The 17,910-nt window shown below is 65.8% G+C and carries 18 protein-coding genes; 11 read left to right on the forward strand and 7 right to left on the reverse strand.

The features are described from left to right. Positions 1–204: 204 nt before the first annotated feature. Genes ASF08_RS04505 through moaA form a run of 4 tightly spaced genes read left to right on the forward strand, consistent with a single transcriptional unit; the run spans position 205 to position 5,019 of the window. Positions 205–2,331 (forward strand): molybdopterin-containing oxidoreductase family protein, encoded by a 2,127-nt coding sequence (locus ASF08_RS04505; protein WP_056141888.1) that lies wholly within the window; start codon positions 205–207, stop codon positions 2,329–2,331. Between the two features lie 45 nt (positions 2,332–2,376). Beyond that, the gene (locus ASF08_RS04510; protein WP_056141891.1) at positions 2,377–2,682 is read left to right on the forward strand and encodes a ferredoxin family protein; all 306 of its coding nucleotides are present in this window, start codon (positions 2,377–2,379) and stop codon (positions 2,680–2,682) included. Further along, complete coding sequence (locus tag ASF08_RS04515; protein WP_056141894.1) at positions 2,679–3,998, forward strand: FAD-dependent oxidoreductase; 1,320 nt, start codon at positions 2,679–2,681, stop codon at positions 3,996–3,998. The genes ASF08_RS04510 and ASF08_RS04515 overlap by 4 nt, the downstream gene beginning before the upstream one ends. Position 3,999: 1 nt before the next feature. Continuing rightward, positions 4,000–5,019: a GTP 3',8-cyclase MoaA gene (gene moaA / locus ASF08_RS04520; protein ID WP_056141896.1), complete on the forward strand. Its 1,020-nt coding sequence runs from the start codon at positions 4,000–4,002 to the stop codon at positions 5,017–5,019. Between the two features lie 182 nt (positions 5,020–5,201). On the opposite strand, the gene ASF08_RS04525 is transcribed toward moaA, so the two are convergent. From ASF08_RS04525 to ASF08_RS04545, 6 genes are all read right to left on the reverse strand, one after another. Beyond that, positions 5,202–5,429, reverse strand: a complete 228-nt coding sequence (locus ASF08_RS04525) for a hypothetical protein (RefSeq protein WP_056141900.1) — start codon at positions 5,427–5,429, stop codon at positions 5,202–5,204. Between the two features lie 90 nt (positions 5,430–5,519). Next, a complete protein-coding gene (locus tag ASF08_RS24540; RefSeq protein WP_162238939.1) occupies positions 5,520–5,894 on the reverse strand; it encodes a hypothetical protein in 375 nt (124 codons plus the stop codon). A gap of 403 nt (positions 5,895–6,297) precedes the next feature. Further along, positions 6,298–7,245, reverse strand: coding sequence for a PDR/VanB family oxidoreductase (locus ASF08_RS04530; protein ID WP_056141902.1), 948 nt, complete (start codon positions 7,243–7,245; stop codon positions 6,298–6,300). Positions 7,246–7,248: 3 nt separating this feature from the next. Continuing rightward, complete coding sequence (locus ASF08_RS04535) at positions 7,249–7,818, reverse strand: MOSC domain-containing protein (protein ID WP_082473062.1); 570 nt, start codon at positions 7,816–7,818, stop codon at positions 7,249–7,251. Then, complete coding sequence (locus tag ASF08_RS04540) at positions 7,815–8,213, reverse strand: Rid family detoxifying hydrolase (RefSeq protein ID WP_056141905.1); 399 nt, start codon at positions 8,211–8,213, stop codon at positions 7,815–7,817. The genes ASF08_RS04535 and ASF08_RS04540 overlap by 4 nt, the downstream gene beginning before the upstream one ends. Before the next feature lie 125 nt (positions 8,214–8,338). Continuing rightward, the gene (locus tag ASF08_RS04545) at positions 8,339–9,646 is read right to left on the reverse strand and encodes an MFS transporter (RefSeq protein WP_187273408.1); all 1,308 of its coding nucleotides are present in this window, start codon (positions 9,644–9,646) and stop codon (positions 8,339–8,341) included. Positions 9,647–9,974: 328 nt separating this feature from the next. Between ASF08_RS04545 and ASF08_RS04550 the strand changes: the two genes are divergently transcribed. The 6 genes from ASF08_RS04550 to ASF08_RS04575 all read left to right on the forward strand — a co-directional run bounded on the left by ASF08_RS04550 (position 9,975) and on the right by ASF08_RS04575 (position 15,222). Next, positions 9,975–10,520 carry a helix-turn-helix domain-containing protein gene (locus tag ASF08_RS04550; RefSeq protein WP_238254157.1) on the forward strand — a complete coding sequence of 182 codons (546 nt, stop codon included), beginning with the start codon at positions 9,975–9,977 and terminating at the stop codon, positions 10,518–10,520. 78 nt (positions 10,521–10,598) lie between these two features. Further along, a complete protein-coding gene (gene solA / locus ASF08_RS04555; RefSeq protein ID WP_056141913.1) occupies positions 10,599–11,780 on the forward strand; it encodes an N-methyl-L-tryptophan oxidase in 1,182 nt (393 codons plus the stop codon). Positions 11,781–11,898: 118 nt separating this feature from the next. Beyond that, complete coding sequence (locus tag ASF08_RS04560; RefSeq protein WP_056141917.1) at positions 11,899–12,729, forward strand: transporter substrate-binding domain-containing protein; 831 nt, start codon at positions 11,899–11,901, stop codon at positions 12,727–12,729. Between the two features lie 117 nt (positions 12,730–12,846). Beyond that, entirely contained in the window at positions 12,847–13,593 is a 747-nt protein-coding gene (locus tag ASF08_RS04565; protein ID WP_056141920.1) for an amino acid ABC transporter permease, read from the forward strand. After that, a complete protein-coding gene (locus tag ASF08_RS04570) occupies positions 13,590–14,441 on the forward strand; it encodes an amino acid ABC transporter permease (RefSeq protein ID WP_056141921.1) in 852 nt (283 codons plus the stop codon). The genes ASF08_RS04565 and ASF08_RS04570 overlap by 4 nt, the downstream gene beginning before the upstream one ends. Before the next feature lie 28 nt (positions 14,442–14,469). Then, a complete protein-coding gene (locus ASF08_RS04575) occupies positions 14,470–15,222 on the forward strand; it encodes an amino acid ABC transporter ATP-binding protein (RefSeq protein WP_056141924.1) in 753 nt (250 codons plus the stop codon). 731 nt (positions 15,223–15,953) lie between these two features. Here ASF08_RS04575 and ASF08_RS04580 read toward each other — a convergent pair. Beyond that, the gene (locus tag ASF08_RS04580; RefSeq protein ID WP_056141927.1) at positions 15,954–16,475 is read right to left on the reverse strand and encodes a MarR family winged helix-turn-helix transcriptional regulator; all 522 of its coding nucleotides are present in this window, start codon (positions 16,473–16,475) and stop codon (positions 15,954–15,956) included. A gap of 151 nt (positions 16,476–16,626) precedes the next feature. Between ASF08_RS04580 and ASF08_RS04585 the strand changes: the two genes are divergently transcribed. Further along, positions 16,627–17,901: an amidohydrolase/deacetylase family metallohydrolase gene (locus ASF08_RS04585; RefSeq protein ID WP_056141930.1), complete on the forward strand. Its 1,275-nt coding sequence runs from the start codon at positions 16,627–16,629 to the stop codon at positions 17,899–17,901. Positions 17,902–17,910: the final 9 nt, after the last annotated feature.

Here is a 17,910-nt window from a genome sequence, read left to right on the forward strand (position 1 = left end):
CCCTCTCTCGCGTCAGCACTTGGAATTGCTCCAACCGGTGCACAAACCGCGCCATTGAGCCTGAGGTCTGGAAAGACCACCCGTTCCGCCGGGCTTGAGGACCGCAGTCGGGGAATACGAAGGCGCAGGTCCTGATAATGCCCGCGGCCTCGTTTATTGGCACGCTCTCCTCCTGTTCCAGAGTTACTCAACCGGAAAGTGGATATGGCTCGCGAAGTCGTCATCGGCGCATGCCCGCACGATTGCCCCGATACCTGCTCGATCCTCACGACGGTGGAGGAGGGCAAGGCGATCGCTGTCCGGGGCAACCCGGATCATCCCTTCACCAAGGGGCGCCTCTGCGTGAAGGTCAACGATTACCAGAACCGGGTTTATAGCGACCAGCGCGTGCTCTATCCGCTGAAGCGCGTCGGTCCAAAGGGAAGCGGCCAGTTCGCGCGCATCACCTGGGACGAGGCTCTGGACGAGATCGCGGGCCGTTGGAAGGCCATCATCGCCGAGAGCGGCGCCAAGGCGATCCTACCCTACAGCTATCTCGGCACCCAGGGCATCATCAACGGCCTCAACGTCGGCGATCCCCTCTTCAACAAGCTCGGCGCCACCGTTTGCGAGCGTACCTTCTGCGATTCGGGGGCCTGTACCGCCTACATGATGACGATCGGGCATACGCCGGGGGTGGACCCCGAGAGTTTCGTCCACTCCAAATACATCATCCTGTGGGCCTGCAACACGCTCAGCACCAACTCGCACCATTGGCCGTTCATCGAGCAGGCCAAGCGCAACGGCGCCAAGCTCGTCGTCATCGATCCCGTCCGCACCCGCACGGCGCGACTTGCCGATTGGCACATCCCGATCCAGCCAGGCACCGATGGCGCCCTGGCGATGGCGATGATGCACATCATCATCAAGGAAGGGCTCACGGACCGCGATTACATCGACAAACACACGATCGGGTTCGACGAGCTCGCCGTGCGGTGTGAAGCCTACACGCCGGAATTCGCCTCGGCCGAGACCGGTATCCCGGTCGAGGACATCCTGAAACTCACCCGCGAATACGCCACGACGCCGGCGGCCGTGGTGCGGATCGGCGTGGCGGTCGAGCGCCATGCGGGCGGCGGCCAGACCGTCCGGGCGATCGCCTGCCTTCCGGCGCTGATCGGCGCCTGGAAGCATGTCGGCGGTGGATTGCTCCAATTGCCGATCTGGGCCTTCCCCGTGAATTGGGCCGGCCTGATGCGGCCGGATCTCCAGCCGGAATCGATGCGGGTCATCAATTCCTGGCGCCTCGGCCCGGCTCTCACCGGCGAGATGCCCCTCGATCCGCCGATCCGCGCGCTGTTCGTCTACAACGCAAACCCGATGGCGATGGTCTCGCAGCAGCAGACGATCGAGCGCGGTCTCGCACGCGAGGACCTGTTCACGGTGGTCAGCGAGCATTTCCTCACCGACACCGCGCGCTACGCCGATATCGTGCTGCCTGCCACGACCCAGCTCGAGCAGAAGGACATCATGTTCTCCTGGGGGCACCTGTATCTGTCCTACAACAACCAAGCCATCGCCCCACTCGGCGAAGCTGTGCCCAACACCGAGCTGTTCCGCCGACTCGCCAAGGCGCTCGGGATCGACGATCCGTTCTTCTTCCGGTCGGACGACGAGATGATCGAAGCCTCGATGGATTGGTCGAGCCCGGTCCTCGCCGGGATCACGCTCGATGAGCTGAAACAGAAGGGCTACATGCGTCTGACGATGGACGCGGCCGATTCCTGGGCGCCCCATCGCGATGGCAACTTCCCGACCGCCTCCGGCAAGTGCGAGTTCAAGTCGAGTCTGGCCGAAGGCGGAAACTTCGTAGTGCCGTTGTTCCGCCAGGGCTATGGCGGCGATCAGGCGGGTGAGTCGGTCGATCCGCTGCCGCACTATCTGCCACCGAACGAGAGCCGCCGCACCGCGCCGGCGCTGGCCGAGCGCTTCCCCCTCAGCCTGATCTCGCCGAAAAGCCACGCGTTCATGAACTCGAACTACGGTAACCTTCCGGCTCAGGTGGCGCAGGCGGGCGAGCAGCAGGCGGTGCTCCTGCACCCGGAGGATGCCGCGCCCCGTGGCATCGGCGCGGGAACGCCGATCCGCGTGTTCAACGAACGGGGCGCCTTCGAGGCCTTCGCCACCCTGTCGGCCGACGTGATGCGCGGGGTGGTCGTTGCCCCGGCGGGCTTCTGGCAGCGCTCCAACCAGCGCGGGCCGACCGTCCACGCCCTGACGCCCCCGGCCTTCGCCGATCTCGGCCGTGCCCCGACCTTCTCGGACATGCTCGTGGACGTAGCCGCCGCCTGACGGCCCTCTCAGCCTCCCGTCAATGCCAGAGTGAGTAAGACGTCCATGGCTTATGTCGTCACCGATGCGTGTCGAGGGTGTCGTTACACCGAATGCGTCACCGTCTGCCCCGTCGAATGCTTCCATCTCGACGAGCAGATGACCTACATCGACCCTGAGAACTGCATCGATTGCGGCGGGTGCGCGCCGATCTGCCCGGTCGGCGCGATTCACCCGTCCTGGCAGATGCCGGCGGGCAAATCCGATTGGGTCGAGATCAATCGCCTGCGGGCGGCCGAGACCCCGGTGATCGCCGCCAAGATTCCGCCGTTGCCCGGCGCCGACGAGCAGGCAAGGCGGCTGGCCTCATGAGTGCGCTCGCCCGCATCGCAGTGGTCGGAAGCGGTCCTGCCGGCTTCTACGCGACCGAAGCGCTCCTGCGCTCCGGCGTGCCGGTGGCAGTGGACATGTTCGAGCGCCTGCCCGCTCCGTTCGGGCTGGTCAGGTTCGGCGTCGCGCCGGACCACCCGAAGTTGAAGCAGGTGACCACGGTGTTCGACCGGATCGCCGGCCTCCCCGGCTTCCGCTTCATCGGCGGGGTCGAGGTCGGGGCCGATGTCGGCGTGGCCGAACTCAGCGCCTGCTATCATGCCGTCATCCTGGCGAACGGCGCCTCCCTGGACCGGCGAATGGGCATTCCCGGCGAGGATCTGGCCGGCAGCCATCAGGCGGGCGCGTTCATCGGCTGGTACAACGGTCATCCCGACGCGGCCCACTTGAGCTTCGATCTCTCGGCGGAGCGGGCGGTGGTGATCGGACACGGCAACGTGGCGCTCGACGTGGCCCGCATCCTCCTCAAGACCGCTGACGAGTTGCGCCATACCGATATCGCGGCCCATGCGCTGAACGCCTTGGCGGAGAGCCGGATCCGGGAGGTTCAGATCGTCGGGCGCGGCGGCGTCGAGCGCGCACGCTTCTCCCCCAAGGAACTCGGTGAGTTCGGCGATCTGCTCGATTGCGAAACGGGGCTCGACCCCGATGATCTGCCCGAGGGCATTCCGGAGCCGTCGATCGACGCCGGCGTGGAGGCACGCGCCGTCGCTCCGATCCTGCGTGGTTTCGCCGACGCACAGGGCGGTACGGGCAAGCGGCGGCGTTGTCTGATCCGTTTCGGGCTGGAGCCCGTCCGCCTGGCAGGCAAGGACCACGTGCAAAGCCTGCAGCTGCGCCGGCCCGGCTCGGACAGAACGATCGACCTCGATTGCGGCCTCGTCATCTCCAGCATCGGGCGCCGGACCGCGCCGGTGCCGGGCGTCCCCTACGATGCGCGGGCGGGCATTCACGCCAATCTCGGTGGGCGGATTCAGGCGGAGGGCGTGCCGGTGCCCGGCCTCTACACCTGCGGCTGGAGCAAGCGCGGCCCCCACGGCACGATCGGGACGAATCGCGCCTGTGGCGTGGAGACGGCCACGGCCTTGCTCGCCGACCTCGCGTCTCTGCCGGCTCCGATCGGGAGCGCGGATGCCCTGGTGGCCAGCCTCGCGAAGCGGACCGGGCACACCCTCGATTATGCCGCCTGGCGCCGGATCGAAGCCGCCGAAGCCGCCCGTGGCCGAGCGGCCGGAAAACCCCGCGAGAAGTTCGTGACGCGCGCAGAGATGCTCGCGGTCGCGGGCGTGGCTGCTTGAGATGGCAGCACAGAGTGCGGCCTCGACCTGCGGGCTCATCGACAGCTTCGGACGACGCGTGACTTATCTGCGTCTCTCGGTCACCGACCGGTGCGACCTGCGCTGCGTCTACTGCATGTCGGAGGACATGACCTTTCGCTCTCGACGGGACATCCTCAGCCTGGACGAATTGGCTCGGTTGGCGCGTTTGTTCATTGCCCGCGGCATCGACAAGCTGCGCATCACCGGGGGGGAGCCGCTGGTGCGGCCCGGCATCCTCGGCCTGTTCGAGGAACTCTCGCAGCCGCTCCGGGACGGCTCGCTGCGCGAACTGACCCTCACGACGAACGGAACGCAACTCGCCCGCTTCGCCGATGATCTGGCCCGGACGGGGGTGCGCCGGATCAACGTCTCGCTCGACACCCTCGACCCGGAGCGCTTCCGGATGCTGACCCGTGGCGGTTCCCTCGCCAAGGTGCTGGAGGGGATCGCCGCGGCCCGCGCGGCGGGGCTCGCGGTCAAGCTCAACGCGGTCGCATTGAAGGACGGGACGGAGGGCGAGATCGACGAGCTCGTCGCCTTCGCCCACGACCGAAGCATGACCCTGAGCCTCATCGAGACCATGCCGCTCGGTGATGTCGGCATCGATCGCCTCGATCAGTACCTCCCCCTGGACGCCTTGCGCCGGCGGATCGAGGAGCGCTGGACGCTCATCGACGTCCCGATGCGAAGCGGCGGCCCGGCCCGCTACGCGCGTGTCGCGGAGACGGGCGGCCTGATCGGTTTCATCACCCCGCACACGCACAACTTTTGTGCGGATTGTAACAGGGTACGGATCACGGCGTCGGGCACGTTGCACACGTGCCTGGGCCAGGACGACGCGACGGACCTGCGGACACTCCTGCGAACCGGCGGCACGGACGACGATCTCGTGAGAATCATCGACGTGGCCCTCGGCCGTAAGCCCAAAGGCCACGATTTCGTTTTGAGCCGTGGCGCAGCCACTCAACTCGCGAGAAAGATGTCTGAGACCGGCGGGTGATCCTAGATATGTCTATACTATTGATAGGCATGTTGTGGAGATTTTAGCTTTGGACTATATTTCGCTAATTTAGTATCTAAGGATTTTACGGCAGATTAACGTTGCGAAAAATCGAAGCGCGTCGGCGGCAAATCACCCTCAGCGGACCTGCGGCGAACCAAGCATACGGCCATGATCAACGGCTAGCCGTTCTTCATGTCGGGCGTCTGCGCCGTCGTGAACCCGACGACCATCTTCACGCCGGTCTTGCCGTCGTCGACGAGCCGGAGGTCGTTGTTGCAGGAGGCGGCTTGTCCGTTGATCTTCAGTTCGAGGCAATGCCCCGCGTTCACGTCGTCGACGGGTGGGTTGGCTAGCGCTGCCTCGGCTGACCGCATGGCAAGGGCGAGCGCGATCATCGTCCGCTTCATGGGAGATCAGATTCCTGATGGGGTGGGAGGCGTGCTGCCGGGCTACTTGGCCGGATGGTGTCGATGGGGGTTGACCCCATCGCTACTCGTTCAGCGCCGCTTGAGGGTGCCGCCGAAGTCACAGGACGGTCCGTGGAAGTGGTCGCAGTTTTCCGAAGTCACCTGCACGCGGCTGCGATCGCCGTTGTAGCGAACCGTGATCTCGCAGACCTCGTTGGGCTCGCCCGCCTTCACCCTGAGACGAAGAGTGCTCGCGTCCAGCTTCCTATCGGTACCGCGAATTTTGCCAATGCATTGGTTCGGGATCGCAGTATCCACGATCACCAGATACGCGCTGTTCTCGTCATCTCTATCGAGGGCGAGCACTTGGAGTTCGAGGCGGCCGTCGCCACGTCCCTGGAAGCGACCTTCGAGTCTCAGAACTGCGGAAGCGCTTGACGTGAGTAGAGCCCCGATGGCTGCCAAACCGATATCCGCAAACGGCGGCGAGCGGGCTTAACCCAGCGGGAAGTCGCCGCGCGGGCGAATGTCGAAGGCATTGCGAGTGTCCTCTGCGCTCGGGAAAGCCGACAGAGGGGATTCACGTTGGCCCGCCTGAAATTTAAAGCGCCGCGTTGATTCTTGGTGTGGCGGACCGCCGCATGCTGTCGATGGCGCTGTAGACTGAGCCCTTAGGTGCATGGCCCGGTACGCCAATGAAGGGAGCTCGTGAGCTTCGGGTTTGCGCCATAAGTGGAAGTTGGCCGCCTGCCCGGAAGCAGACGTTCCCCCAATGCATACAGGTCGGCCAGGAAGATATCGGTCTCGATCTCGGTCATGCTGGGTCCAGGCGGTTGATCGCGTTCGAAAGTCGCCTCCCCACCATCGCTTAGAGATCGAGGATCACGCTCCCTTCCGCGCGCGAGACGCACGGGGTCATTCGGTTCTTGCGTTTCCCGACCGAGAGCACGGTATCGCGATGGATCACCGTGCCATCGCGGTAGCCGCACTCGCAGGCGCCGCAGACTCCGAGTTCGCACGAGGCGGGCTGAGAGACGCCGTGCTCCCGCAGGATGTCGAGGAGCGAACGGTCTGCAGGCACGTGAAGCAGGGTGCCTGTGGATGCGATGCGCGCCTCGAACGGCTCGGGCTTGAAGGTTTCGTCCGAGAGGGGGGCGAAGTGCTCCACATGGACCTGCTCCGGCGGCCAGCCCTGAGCGTCGAGGGCATACTGGACGGCGTCGGTGAGACGCCGCGGGCCACAGGCATAGACGTGCGTGTCCACCGTGAAGTCGCAGAGATGCGTCGGATCGAGGCGTCGACCTTCATCGGCGAACCAGCCCTGCAGTCGGTCACCGCAGATCGCGCGGACGTCCGCGAGGAGAGGCGCATGGGTGGCGGAGCGCGCACAGACATGAAGCGCGAAGTCCGCTCCTTCCGCCGCAAGCGTGCGTGCCATGGCGAGGAGCGGCGTCACGCCGATCCCACCCGCCACGAGAATATGGCGCCGTCCGTCGTGTGCGAGGGGGAAGTTGTTACGGGGTGCTGAGACGTCGACGACCGCGCCGACGGTGACGTTGCCGTGCACCCAAGTCGAACCCCCGCGTCCCGCCTCCTCGCGCTTGATCGCGATCTCGTATCGCGTGCGATCCGCAGGGTCGCCGCAGAGCGAGTACTGGCGCACGCGTCCATCCGGCAGCCGAAGATCAAGGTGGGCACCGGCTGTCCAGGACGGGAGCTCCGGCCGTCGCGGATGAACCAGGGTGAGATGCAGCACGTCGGGCGTCGTCGCCATAGCCGCTGCGACCTGCATCTTCATGACGAGGCGTGCGCTCACGACCTAGTCCGCCATCTCGATGGTGTCGCCGACCCGGATGATCCCCCCGCGCTCGATCCCGCAATTGAGGCCCGAGCGGTTGTAGAGAGGCAGGTAGACCGGCTGGCCCAGGAGTTCCTCGAGGTACTTGCACGGAAAGTTGAGCCGTCCGCCGCGCAGGATCACCTCGCCCACGCGAAAGCGACGTCCCACGAGGTGGTTCAGTGGGACGCCCCGAACCGTGAGGTTGCGGCGGTGGTCGATCGGCGCGATGTGCAGAGGACCGCTTTGTAGCGGCGGGTCGTTCCGGTTGATCGCGTCCAGCGCCTCCTGCTCGATCAGCGTCACCTCACGGGTGTCGGGCTTGGGCGAATAGGTGCCCGAACCGAGATAGTAGCGGTCGCCCTCGATGCCGCGCCCGGCGACGCACCGGGCCTCGGCGCGCTCTTCCATCTCGTAGCTCGCTGCCGAAGCGGTATGGATGTTGAGCAGGCTGCCCCGCCATCCCACGGCTCCACCCGGCACGCCGACAGCGATCGAACCGGCCGGGTGCGCGAATGCCTCGACCATGCGGGGGGCTGATGCGTCCGTCATCGCGTGGCCTCCGACTGTGTCGCGAGGGCGATGGCTTCGATCTCGACCATGGCATCGCGGGGCAACCGGGCGACCTCGATCGTCGAGCGTGCCGGGGCATCGCCGGGGAAGTGCTCCGCATAGACCGCGTTCATGGCGGCGAAGTCGTTCATGTCCTTGAGGAACACGGTCGTCTTGGCGACCGTCGCCAGGCTCGCGCCACCCGCCTCCAGAACCGCCGAGAGATTGGCCAGGGAGGCCCTGGTCTGCGCCGCGATGCCGTCGGGAAACCCGCCCGTCTCCGGGTTGATCGGGAGTTGCCCGGAGGCGAAGACGAGATCGCCGACGCGTGTGGCCTGGGCATAGGGACCGGCGGCCGGAGCAGCCTTGTCCGTCTTGATGATCGTCCTGTTCATCCGTCCTCCTCGAAGCCGGCGCGGCTCCACAACATGTCTACGATACTAGATAATTATCCACTGTGAAGGAGCCGCGAGCGGCGTTTCGCAGTTCGCGACTCCGAACATCGCAAAGAGGCGGTCGCTCAGTCGATCTGCCGCCGCGCGGTCTCGGGTGAGAGGAACGCGGCGACCAGCGTCACGCAGGCCAGCACGATCAGGTAGACCGAGATCGGCCAGGTCGCGCCGCTGCTCCAGGTCAGCAGGGCGGCGGCGATGAGCGGGGTGAAGCCGCCGCTCAGGGCCGCTCCGACTTGGAAGCCAAGCGAGGCGCCGCTGTAGCGCAGGCGCGCATCGAACAGCTCCGACATCCAGGCCGCCCCCGTCCCGAACATGATGCCCTGGCCGAAGCTCAGCGCCACCGCGACGGTCAGCGTGATGATGGTCGGATCGCGGGTGTCGAGAAGCTGGAACAGCGGGAAAGCGAAGACGATGGAAAACAAGCAGGCGACGACGAACAGGGTGCGGCGGCCGTAGCGGTCCGAGAGCCATCCGAAGACAGGAATCGTGAAGAGTTCGATGATCGCCGCGACCAGGATGCCGTTGAGGATGATGCTGCGCGGCAGGCCGAGTTTCCCCGTCACGTAGGAGATCGAGAACACCGTGACGATGCTGACATAGGCGATCTCCGACACTTTCAGGCCGACGGCCTTAAGGAAGGTCCGAGGGTGCTCGGTGAGGATCTCGACGACCGGGATCTTGGCAACGGCGGCGCGCTCTTTCACACGCTGGAACGAGGGCGTCTCGTGCAGGCGAAGCCGGATGAAGAGTCCGACGCCGACGAGGAAGGCGCTCGCGAGGAACGGCAGGCGCCAGCCCCAGGCCAGGAACTCGGCTTCGGGCATCAGACCCGTCAGGGCGAAGGCTCCGATGGAGAGGATGACGCCCAGGGGATAGCCGAGCTGGACGATGCTCCCGAAGAAGCCGCGCCGATGGGCCGGTACGCTCTCGACCACCATCAGGACCGCGCCGCCCCATTCCCCGCCGATGCCGATGCCCTGGACCAGCCGCAGGGTGACGAGCAGGATCGGTGCCCAGACGCCGATCTGCGCATAGGTCGGCAGGCAGCCGATCAGGAAGGTGCCGAGGCCCATGATCATGATCGTGAGGGACAGCATGGCCTTACGGCCGATCTTGTCGCCGAAATGGCCGAAGACGATGCCGCCCAGGGGGCGTGCCAGAAATCCGACAGCGTAAGAGCCGAAGGCGGCGATCGTCCCGACGACGGGGTCGATGCTCGGAAAGAAGAGCTTGTTGAACACGAGGGCACTGGCCGTGCCGTAGATCAGGAAGTCGTACCATTCGACAGTCGTGCCGATCACGCTCGACCAGACGATCTGCCGTCGGTCCGCGAGGGACACCTCGTTCCGGTCGAGACCGCCTTCGGTTTCCATCACAATCGCCGTACTCGCCATGGCCTTCGACCCTCCACAGAACTGGAGAAAATTCCACTGATGTGGAGGCAATCGCCATGCCAGATGCTGCAGCGATCGTTTGGCGCGCCCCGGGCGCGCATGACGGCGCCCGGCCGTGCGGCGAAAGCCGGGACGTCGCGGGATGGGGCGCGTGCAAACGTCGGGACGATCCCCTATTCAGGGGCGAAGCTGACCCGAACGGCCCTACTGCCGGTCTACCGGGAGGATGGGAGTGGATGACGGCATGTCGGTGAGGGAGATGGTTGCCCCGGCTCAGACAGCGGCAGAAACGAGTCCCCAGATCTATGTGTCCGAGGAGATCCGTCGCCGCCGCAGGGAGCTCCACCTTTCCCTGGAGGCGCTCGCGACGCGCTCCGGCGTGAGCCGCTCAATGATCTCGAAGATCGAGAGGGCCGAGGCGGTGCCCTCAACCGCTGTGCTCTCCCGCCTGGCCGAGGCGCTCGGCGTGACCTTCTCGCGGTTGATGTCCCCAGCGACCGAACTCGAGGTCCTGCTGATCCCGGCGCGTCGCCAGCCCATCCTTCGGGACGAAGAATCGGGCTTCCTGCGTCGCTGCCTGTCGCCGGTCCTACCGGGCCGAGGCATCGATCTGGTCCTGAACACCCTGCCGCCCGGTGGCAGCACGGGCGAGTTCACGGCCCATCGCCCCGGCGTCTCGGAATACATCTACATCCTGCGCGGCCGCCTGCGCGCCGTGATCGGTGACCGGACCGTGATCGCGGAGACGGGGGACAGCCTGTATTTCGAAGCCGATGCGGGTCACGCTTTCACGAATCTCGGCACGGACCCGTGCGAGTATATCCTGGTGATCGATCCGTCCCGCGCTCGGTAGCGATCTTCCGTCGGAAGATCGGGGTTTCGCATGCGTTGCAGAGAATCGGCTTGAGTATCAACCGGAGCGCATCCTGCGATGGAAGACCGTTTTGACATCGCCGTCGTCGGCCTTGGCGCCATGGGCAGCGCGGCCCTCTATCAACTGGGGCTGCGGGGCGCGAAGGCGGTCGGCCTCGATCGCTTCGCCCCGCCGCATGCCCTGGGGTCGAGTCACGGCGAGAGCCGCATCACCCGGCAGGCCGTCGGCGAGGGCCGCGACTACGTCCCCTTCGTCCTGGCTTCGCACCGGATCTGGCGCGCTCTGGAGGCGGAGACCGGGGAGACCCTGTTGACCGCCTGCGGCGCCCTGGTGTTGGGGCCGGGCAGCGGTGACACCTCCCATCACGGCAAGCCGGATTTCGTCGGGCGTTCGATCGATGCCGCGCGGGCCTTCGCGATCCCGCACGAGGTCCTCGACGCAGGCGAGATCGCGCGCCGCTTCCCGCAATTCCTGAATCTCAACGGCGACGAGAAGGCCTATTATGAGCCTGGCGGCGGTTACGTTCGCCCCGAACGCTGCATCGCCGCGCAACTGCGCCGCGCCGGTGAGCTCGGCGCCGACATCCGCACCGGGACGACGGTGCTGTCGATCCTCCAAGAGCCGGGCGGAGTCCGGATCGAGACCGACCGTGGCGTCGTCCTGGCCGATCAGGTGGTCGTCTCGGCGGGAGCCTGGACCGCGCCCCTCCTGGGCTCGCCTTTCACGGACTTGCTCACGGTCAACCGCCAGCTCCTGCACTGGTACGCCCTCGATGACGCCTCGGCCTATGGCCCCGAGGCGCCGGTCTTCATCTGGATGCATGGATCCGGTGAAACGGACTACCTCTACGGATTCCCGCCTCTGCCGGGCGAGGCCCAGGTCAAGGTCGCCACCGAACAGTACGAGACCTCCACGAGGGCCGATGTCCTCGACCGCGCCGTGGGACCCGAGGAATCCGCCGCGATGCATCGGCACCACGTGGCGGGCCGGCTCGCCGGCGCGACGGCGCGGGTGACCAAGGCCGCCGCCTGCCTCTACACCGTGACCCCCGACCGCGGATTCATCATCGACCGCCACCCGCGGATGGACCGGGTCCTCGTCGTCTCCGCCTGCTCAGGGCACGGCTTCAAGCACTCGGCCGGGATCGGCGAGGCCGTGGCAAACGAGATGTCTCGGGCGAGCGGGCGCATCGATCTCGAACCGTATTCGCTCGCGCGGTTCGACCGATCCCCACAGTGATGGCCTGCCGATTGCTTGACCCGCTTGGACCGGACAAGGCAGTCTCTCTGGCGAGGGATCGTGGCACCCGGGTCTCGTACCCGGTCGACCCGGATGTCCCAAGAACAGGTGTCGTTTCATGCGCAAGCCGACAATAGCGTTCCTCGGCTCCAGTCTGCTTGCAGCGGCAACATTGCTTTCAGCCTCTTTGGCCACGGCCGCGGATGGAATCGAGGCGATCAAGCAGCGCGGGACGCTCATCGTCGGTGTGAAGGCGGATTACCGTCCCTTCGGCTTCCGCGATCCGAGCGGAGCGATCATCGGGCTGGAACCGGATCTCGCCGCCGACGTCGCCAAGCGCCTCGGCGTGAAGCTCGAACTCGTGCCGGTGGTCTCCTCCAACCGGATCGAGTTCCTGCAGCAGGGCAAGGTCGACCTCCTCATCGCTACGATCTCGGACAAGCCGGAGCGCCGCCGCGTCGTGCAGGCCATCGACCCGCAATATTATTCCGACTTCGTCAACGTGATGCTGCCCAAGAAGGCCAACATCACCGACTGGGCGCAGCTGAAGGGCAAGCCCCTCTGCGCCACCTCCGGCGCCTGGTACAACAAGGACGTGGCCCGTACCTACGGTGTCGAGATCGTCGCTTTCGACGGCTCGGAGAAGCCGCTCTTCGCCCTCAAGCAGGGCAACTGCCTCGGCTACGTCTACGATCAGAGCATGCTGCAGGGGAAGCTCCTCGACGCCGACTGGAAGGCGGATTACGCCCTGCCGCTGAAGGGCATCTTCGACGCCCCCTGGATGATGGCGGTGGCGCCGGGTAACAGTTCGCTGCAGACGATGATGGAGGCCACGACCAAAGACTGGATGAAATCCGGTTTCATCGTCGAGGGCGAGAAAAAGTGGGGCATCGAGCCGACGGAATACTCGAAGGCGATGCACGAGAAGTACAAGAACGCGACCAACTGAGTGTCTCTCACGAAACTCCCGCTGCGCGGTAGGGGGCAGGGTGAGAACCGGCCACGGTCGGGAGTTTCGTGAGGCATTCCGCGCCGGGCCGATCGACTCGCCGTCTTGAGGAGCACGATGGACGCCGTTCCGAACTGGTTCCGGACCCTTTACGACACGACGGGCTTCAACTTCACGGTCTTCTACGACCCCTATGATTGGGACCGCTACGTCAACGGCCTGAAGACGACCCTGCTGCTGGCGGTGACAACGATTCTGGCCAGTCTCGTCATCGGCGCCGTTGGGGCACTCCTCCAGGGTGGTCCGTCGCGGCTCCTGCGCGGAGTCGTGAACGGCTTCGTCGTGGTGTTCCGCAACACGCCGCCGTTGGTGCAGATCTTCTTTTTCTACTTCGGGCTGGGCACCCTGCTGCCGGCCGCCCAGACCGCCGACGGCCTGCGCGTGCCGATCCTCGACAACGTGCAATGGGCCATCGTCTCGCTGTCGCTGTTCGCCGGAGCCTTCAACGTCGAGATCTTCCGGTCCGGCATCGAGGCGGTGCCGCGTACCACCATCGAGGCGGCCGAGGCCCTCGGCTATACCCGCCTGAAGGCCTACCTCTACATCGTGCTGCCGCTCGCTCTCCGCGTTTGTCTGCCGGCACTCAACAACAACCTCATCAACCTCCTGAAGACCACCACCCTGGCCTACGCCATTGCGGTGCCCGAGACGCTGTACGCAGTGAAGCAGATCTGGTCGGAATCGCAGAACGTGCTGGAGATGATGATCGTACTGCTGGCGACCTACGCGGTCCTCGTCGGCGTGCTTGTCTGGATCATGCATCGCTGGGAGCGGGCCCTCCGGATCCCGGGATACAGCCGGTGAGGGCGGCACCACCGAGTGCCGGCGACCTGCCGGTCCTGCTGCCGTTCCGGGTCTCGCGCACGCGGACCCGGTTCGCCCTCCGCCCGACTCAAGCGTGGCTCCTCGGGGCGTGGCTCGCTGGCCTCGTGCTCGTGGTGCCGGCCTTCGCGCAAGGGCCGGACGCCGTGCTGTCGCCGCTCCAGGTCGTCCTGCGCTGGGCGCCGCTGCTGCTGACGGGCTTTGCCTTCAACGTCGCGATCTCGCTCGTGGCGATGCTCCTCGGCACGGGGGCGGGTCTTGGGCTGGGACTCGCCCTGGTGAGCGAGGGGCCGGTCCTGCGCCGCATCGCCTGGGGCGTGACGCAGGTCTTCCGCAACGTGCCCTGGCTGGTGCTGCTGTTCTTCGTGATGTTTCTCGTGCCGTTCCAGGTCACGGTGTTCGGCTTGCGCGTGCCGCTGCCCGACTGGGTCAAGGCGACGGTGGGGTTCGCGCTGCCGGTGATGGCCAATGTCGCCGAGATCGTGCGCGGCGCCGTGCGCTCGGTGCCGGCCACCCAGTGGGAGGCGGCCGAATCCCTGGCCTTCACCCGGCGGCAGACGCTGTTCCGGATCATCCTGCCTCAATGCCTCAAGCGCATGCTGCCGCCCTGGATGAACGTCTACGCCCTGATCGCCATGGCGACGGTGCAGGCCTCCATCGTCGGCGTCACCGAGATGCTGACATTGACGGCGCAGGTTCACGCCGCCGAAGGGGGCCGGCCGGAACTGTTCGCTCCCCTCTACGGCTTCGCCCTGCTGTGCTTCTTCCTCTACTGCTATCCGATCGACCGGCTGACCGCGCGCCTGGAGCGGCGCTTCGAGACGGCATGAGGCCAGTGTTCCCTATGGTGCGTCCCCGATGCTGAAGGTTCTGACCGCCAATGCGCCAATCATCCAGCTGCTCGACGTGCACAAGTCCTTCGGCGAAGCCGAGGTACTCAAGGGCATCAGCTTCGACGTGCGTCGGGGTGAGGTCGTCTGCATCATCGGGCCGTCCGGCTCGGGCAAGTCGACGCTGATCCGCTGCATCAACGCCCTCGTTCCAGTCACCTCCGGCACCATCCGGGTCGACGGGATCGAAGTGGCCGACCCGAAACTCGACAAGCTGGCCCTGCGGCGCAAGGTCGGCATGGTGTTCCAGCAGTATAACCTGTTTCCGCACAAGACGGCGCTGCAGAACGTCATGATGGCGCCCATCCACGTGCTGGGCCAGGACAAGCGGGAGGTCGAGGCCCGGTCACGGGCGCTCCTTGCCAAGGTGCGGCTCGCCGGCAAGGAGGCGGCCTATCCCGGCGAGATGTCGGGCGGGCAGCAGCAGCGCGTGGCCATCGCCCGCTCGCTCGCGATGCGGCCGGACGTGATGCTGTTTGACGAGGTCACAGCCGCCCTCGATCCCGAGACGGTCAAGGAGGTGCTGGTCACCATCCGCGAGTTGGCCGAGGAGGGCATGACCTGCCTCCTCGTCACCCACGAGATGAACTTCGCGCGCGAGGTCGCCGACCACGTCTACTTCACCGATCGCGGTGTCATCGTCGAGCACGGGCCGCCCGAGACTTTGTTCTCGTCCGCCGTCGATCCGCGCACGCGGCGATTCCTGTCCCAGGTTCTCTAGAAACCCATTCAAGCCTATTCAGACGAGCTTCGAGGTCGGGGCTTTGGCTGCACACCCCGGCGGGCTTAACGTTTCATTGCCGAGCGTTGCACGAAGCCGGCGCGGCGCGGAGCCCGTCAATATTGGGCACGGACGACAAGGTCGGCCTCAGACGCGATCCCTCGTCTATCTCCCGAGCAACTCATCAGGTTCCTGACCCAGCCCATAGCTTGCACGAGATCCTCCGCGGAGCGGGTCGAGATGCCCAGGATGTAGGCCTTCTGGATCACCGCCGTCAGTGTTCCTCATCCTGAGCTTGTCGGAGGGGTCGGCCGTGCGCTGCGGCTTCAGGAGGCCGGGAAGGCACACCCCTTGCGCAGCCCTCCCACGCCGTCAGCCGCTCGGCCGCAAAGCCGATCATCGCGGACCACCCCGCGCGCTACATCACCGCCCTACATAACTGCCTTCCGATACAAGTAAAAAATTAACATTGCACCGATCTGTAAGGCGCCCGATCGGTGATCACCAGTGTTATGGTTTGATCTGCGTGAATAAATAGACAGGAGCGGATAATCAATATCTTGGGCGCGGCAAGACATCGATAGGCATCTGAAGCGCGACCGGACCGATTTGAGGCTCCACAATGGGTCGATCACTCGTGGGAACGGGATTGCCCGGCCCCGCGACGATGCCTGCGCGTTCACAGTCGCGAGCTTCATCGAGACACGGATGCGGCGGACGTTGCACGGCAATCACCCCAGCAACTCATCTTTGCCCCGACGCTGTTGGTTGGCTGCAGTGATCTTCTTCATCAGGCGGATCAGGGTCGCTTGCTCGTCTTCCGAGAGGGATTCGAGCGTCGCGTCGTGCGCCTGTCGTGCGGCCGCCTCCATCCGGCTCAGCAAGACGCGGCCGGCCTGAGTCAACCGGCAGCGTTGAGAGCGCCGGTCGGTCGGTGAAGCAGAGCGTTCGACGAATCCGCGTGCTTCCAGACGTTTGATGGCGCCGGTCGTCGTCGTACGGTCGAGAGCCACAGCATTGGCTAATGTTGTCTGATCGGCTTCGCCGCATTCTGCCAGTAAAGAGAGCAGGCTGTACTGCAGCGGAGTGATACGGAAAGCGCCACAACGCTCTGAAAAGAGGCTGACGTGAATCTGATGAAGGCGCCGGATGAGAAATCCCGGCCGCTCCGGCAAAAGCCAAGGTGTTCCGATGGGCTGAAGAGCCTCCGGTGATGGCGCCGCATTCGCTTCAGCCAGCCCGCTTTCGTTCATCCGCGTCTCGTCTCCCGCTCCCGATCCGAAGCCCGGACCGTTCCTGGCACGTAACATGCCTTGGCAGATATACGAAGCATGCTTCGCATTTCCTTGGTCACGTCCGTGCGAGGCAAGGCGAAGGCCGACACGCGACGATGGAGGAGACGGAATGGACGCTGGTCGCTACGACATGCTGCTGCGCGGCGGACGGGTCATCTGCCCGGTTTCCGGCATCGACGGCATCAAGGACGTCGCCATCCGTGACGGGCGGATCGCCGCCGTCGAGGACCACATCGTCCCCTCCTCGTCGACCGAGGTGGTGAACGTCCAGGGCAAGCTGGTCCTGCCGGGGATGATCGACACCCACGGCCACGTCTACCAATACGTCACAGGCCGGTTCGGACTGCCGCCCGACATGGTCGGCGTGCGCTCAGGGGTGACCACGGTCATCGACCAGGGCGGCGCCTCCTGCATGACCCTGCCGGGCTTTCGCCACTTCGTCTCCGAGAAGGCCGAGACCCGGATCTACGCGTTCCTCTCCGCCTATCTGGTCGGCGGCCTCGAAGGGCACTTCTATCCGAACCTCTACAGCCCGGACGGAGTCGACATCGACGCCACGGTGAAGTCGGCGGTGGAGAACCGCGACCTCGTGCGCGGCATCAAGGGGCACGCCGAGATCGGGGGCTTCGCCCGCTGGGGCATCAAGGTGATGGAGATGGCGGCCGAGATCAGCCGCCGGGCCGACCTGCCCCTCTACGTGCATTTCGGCCAGCTCTGGGGCCTGCCCGAGAGCGGCGCCAACGGCGAGGACGCCAACACCATCATGGAGCGGGTGATCCCGCTGCTGCGCCCCGGGGATTTCCTCGCCCACCCGTTCACGCGTCATCCGGGCGGCTTCATCAACGAGGAGGGCGTCGTCCACCCGATCATCCGGGCGGCGATGGATGCGGGCCTCCGGGTCGATGTCGGGCATGGCAGCCACTTCTCCTATCGGGTGGCCCGCGCCTCCCTGCCGGCGGGCGTCGTGCCCTACACGTTGGGCGCCGACATGCACGGCTACAACACCGAGGTGCCGCGACCGGCGGGCACGCCCGAGGAGCACCACGACGACGAGAACCACCCCTTCCTCGGCCAGGCCCGCTTCAGCCTGACCCAGGCCATGAGTTCGATGATGGCGTTGGGCCTCAGCCTCGAAGAGGTGGTGCCCATGGTGACGAAGCATCCGGCCGAGATGCTGGGCCTGTCCGACCGGATCGGCGCCCTGACGCCGGGCTTCGCCGCCGACGTCTCGGTGCTGCACGACCATCGCGGTCGCTTCCTGTTGCGCGACAACGAGGACACGCAGGTCATCGCCCAGCGCCTGCTGCAGCCGGCCTTCTGCCTGCGCGCTGGCCGCCGCTTCGACGCCGACTCGCCGATCCTGCCCAGCGCCGTCGCGGCCTGACCCTGGCAC

Origin of the sequence: Methylobacterium sp. Leaf85 (assembly GCF_001422125.1) — a bacterium.
GTDB classification, from domain to species: Bacteria; Pseudomonadota; Alphaproteobacteria; order Rhizobiales; family Beijerinckiaceae; genus Methylobacterium; species Methylobacterium bullatum.

Coding starts and splice junctions, on each gene's coding strand:
- ASF08_RS04505 (WP_056141888.1), top strand. CDS start 205: ATGGCTCGCGAAGTCGTCATCGGCGCATGCCCGCACGATTGCCCCGAT.
- ASF08_RS04510 (WP_056141891.1), top strand. CDS start 2,377: ATGGCTTATGTCGTCACCGATGCGTGTCGAGGGTGTCGTTACACCGAA.
- ASF08_RS04515 (WP_056141894.1), top strand. CDS start 2,679: ATGAGTGCGCTCGCCCGCATCGCAGTGGTCGGAAGCGGTCCTGCCGGC.
- moaA (WP_056141896.1), top strand. CDS start 4,000: ATGGCAGCACAGAGTGCGGCCTCGACCTGCGGGCTCATCGACAGCTTC.
- ASF08_RS04525 (WP_056141900.1), bottom strand. CDS start 5,429: ATGAAGCGGACGATGATCGCGCTCGCCCTTGCCATGCGGTCAGCCGAG.
- ASF08_RS04535 (WP_082473062.1), bottom strand. CDS start 7,818: ATGACGGACGCATCAGCCCCCCGCATGGTCGAGGCATTCGCGCACCCG.
- ASF08_RS04540 (WP_056141905.1), bottom strand. CDS start 8,213: ATGAACAGGACGATCATCAAGACGGACAAGGCTGCTCCGGCCGCCGGT.
- ASF08_RS04545 (WP_187273408.1), bottom strand. CDS start 9,646: ATGGAAACCGAAGGCGGTCTCGACCGGAACGAGGTGTCCCTCGCGGAC.
- solA (WP_056141913.1), top strand. CDS start 10,599: ATGGAAGACCGTTTTGACATCGCCGTCGTCGGCCTTGGCGCCATGGGC.
- ASF08_RS04560 (WP_056141917.1), top strand. CDS start 11,899: ATGCGCAAGCCGACAATAGCGTTCCTCGGCTCCAGTCTGCTTGCAGCG.
- ASF08_RS04565 (WP_056141920.1), top strand. CDS start 12,847: ATGGACGCCGTTCCGAACTGGTTCCGGACCCTTTACGACACGACGGGC.
- ASF08_RS04575 (WP_056141924.1), top strand. CDS start 14,470: ATGCTGAAGGTTCTGACCGCCAATGCGCCAATCATCCAGCTGCTCGAC.
- ASF08_RS04580 (WP_056141927.1), bottom strand. CDS start 16,475: ATGAACGAAAGCGGGCTGGCTGAAGCGAATGCGGCGCCATCACCGGAG.
- ASF08_RS04585 (WP_056141930.1), top strand. CDS start 16,627: ATGGACGCTGGTCGCTACGACATGCTGCTGCGCGGCGGACGGGTCATC.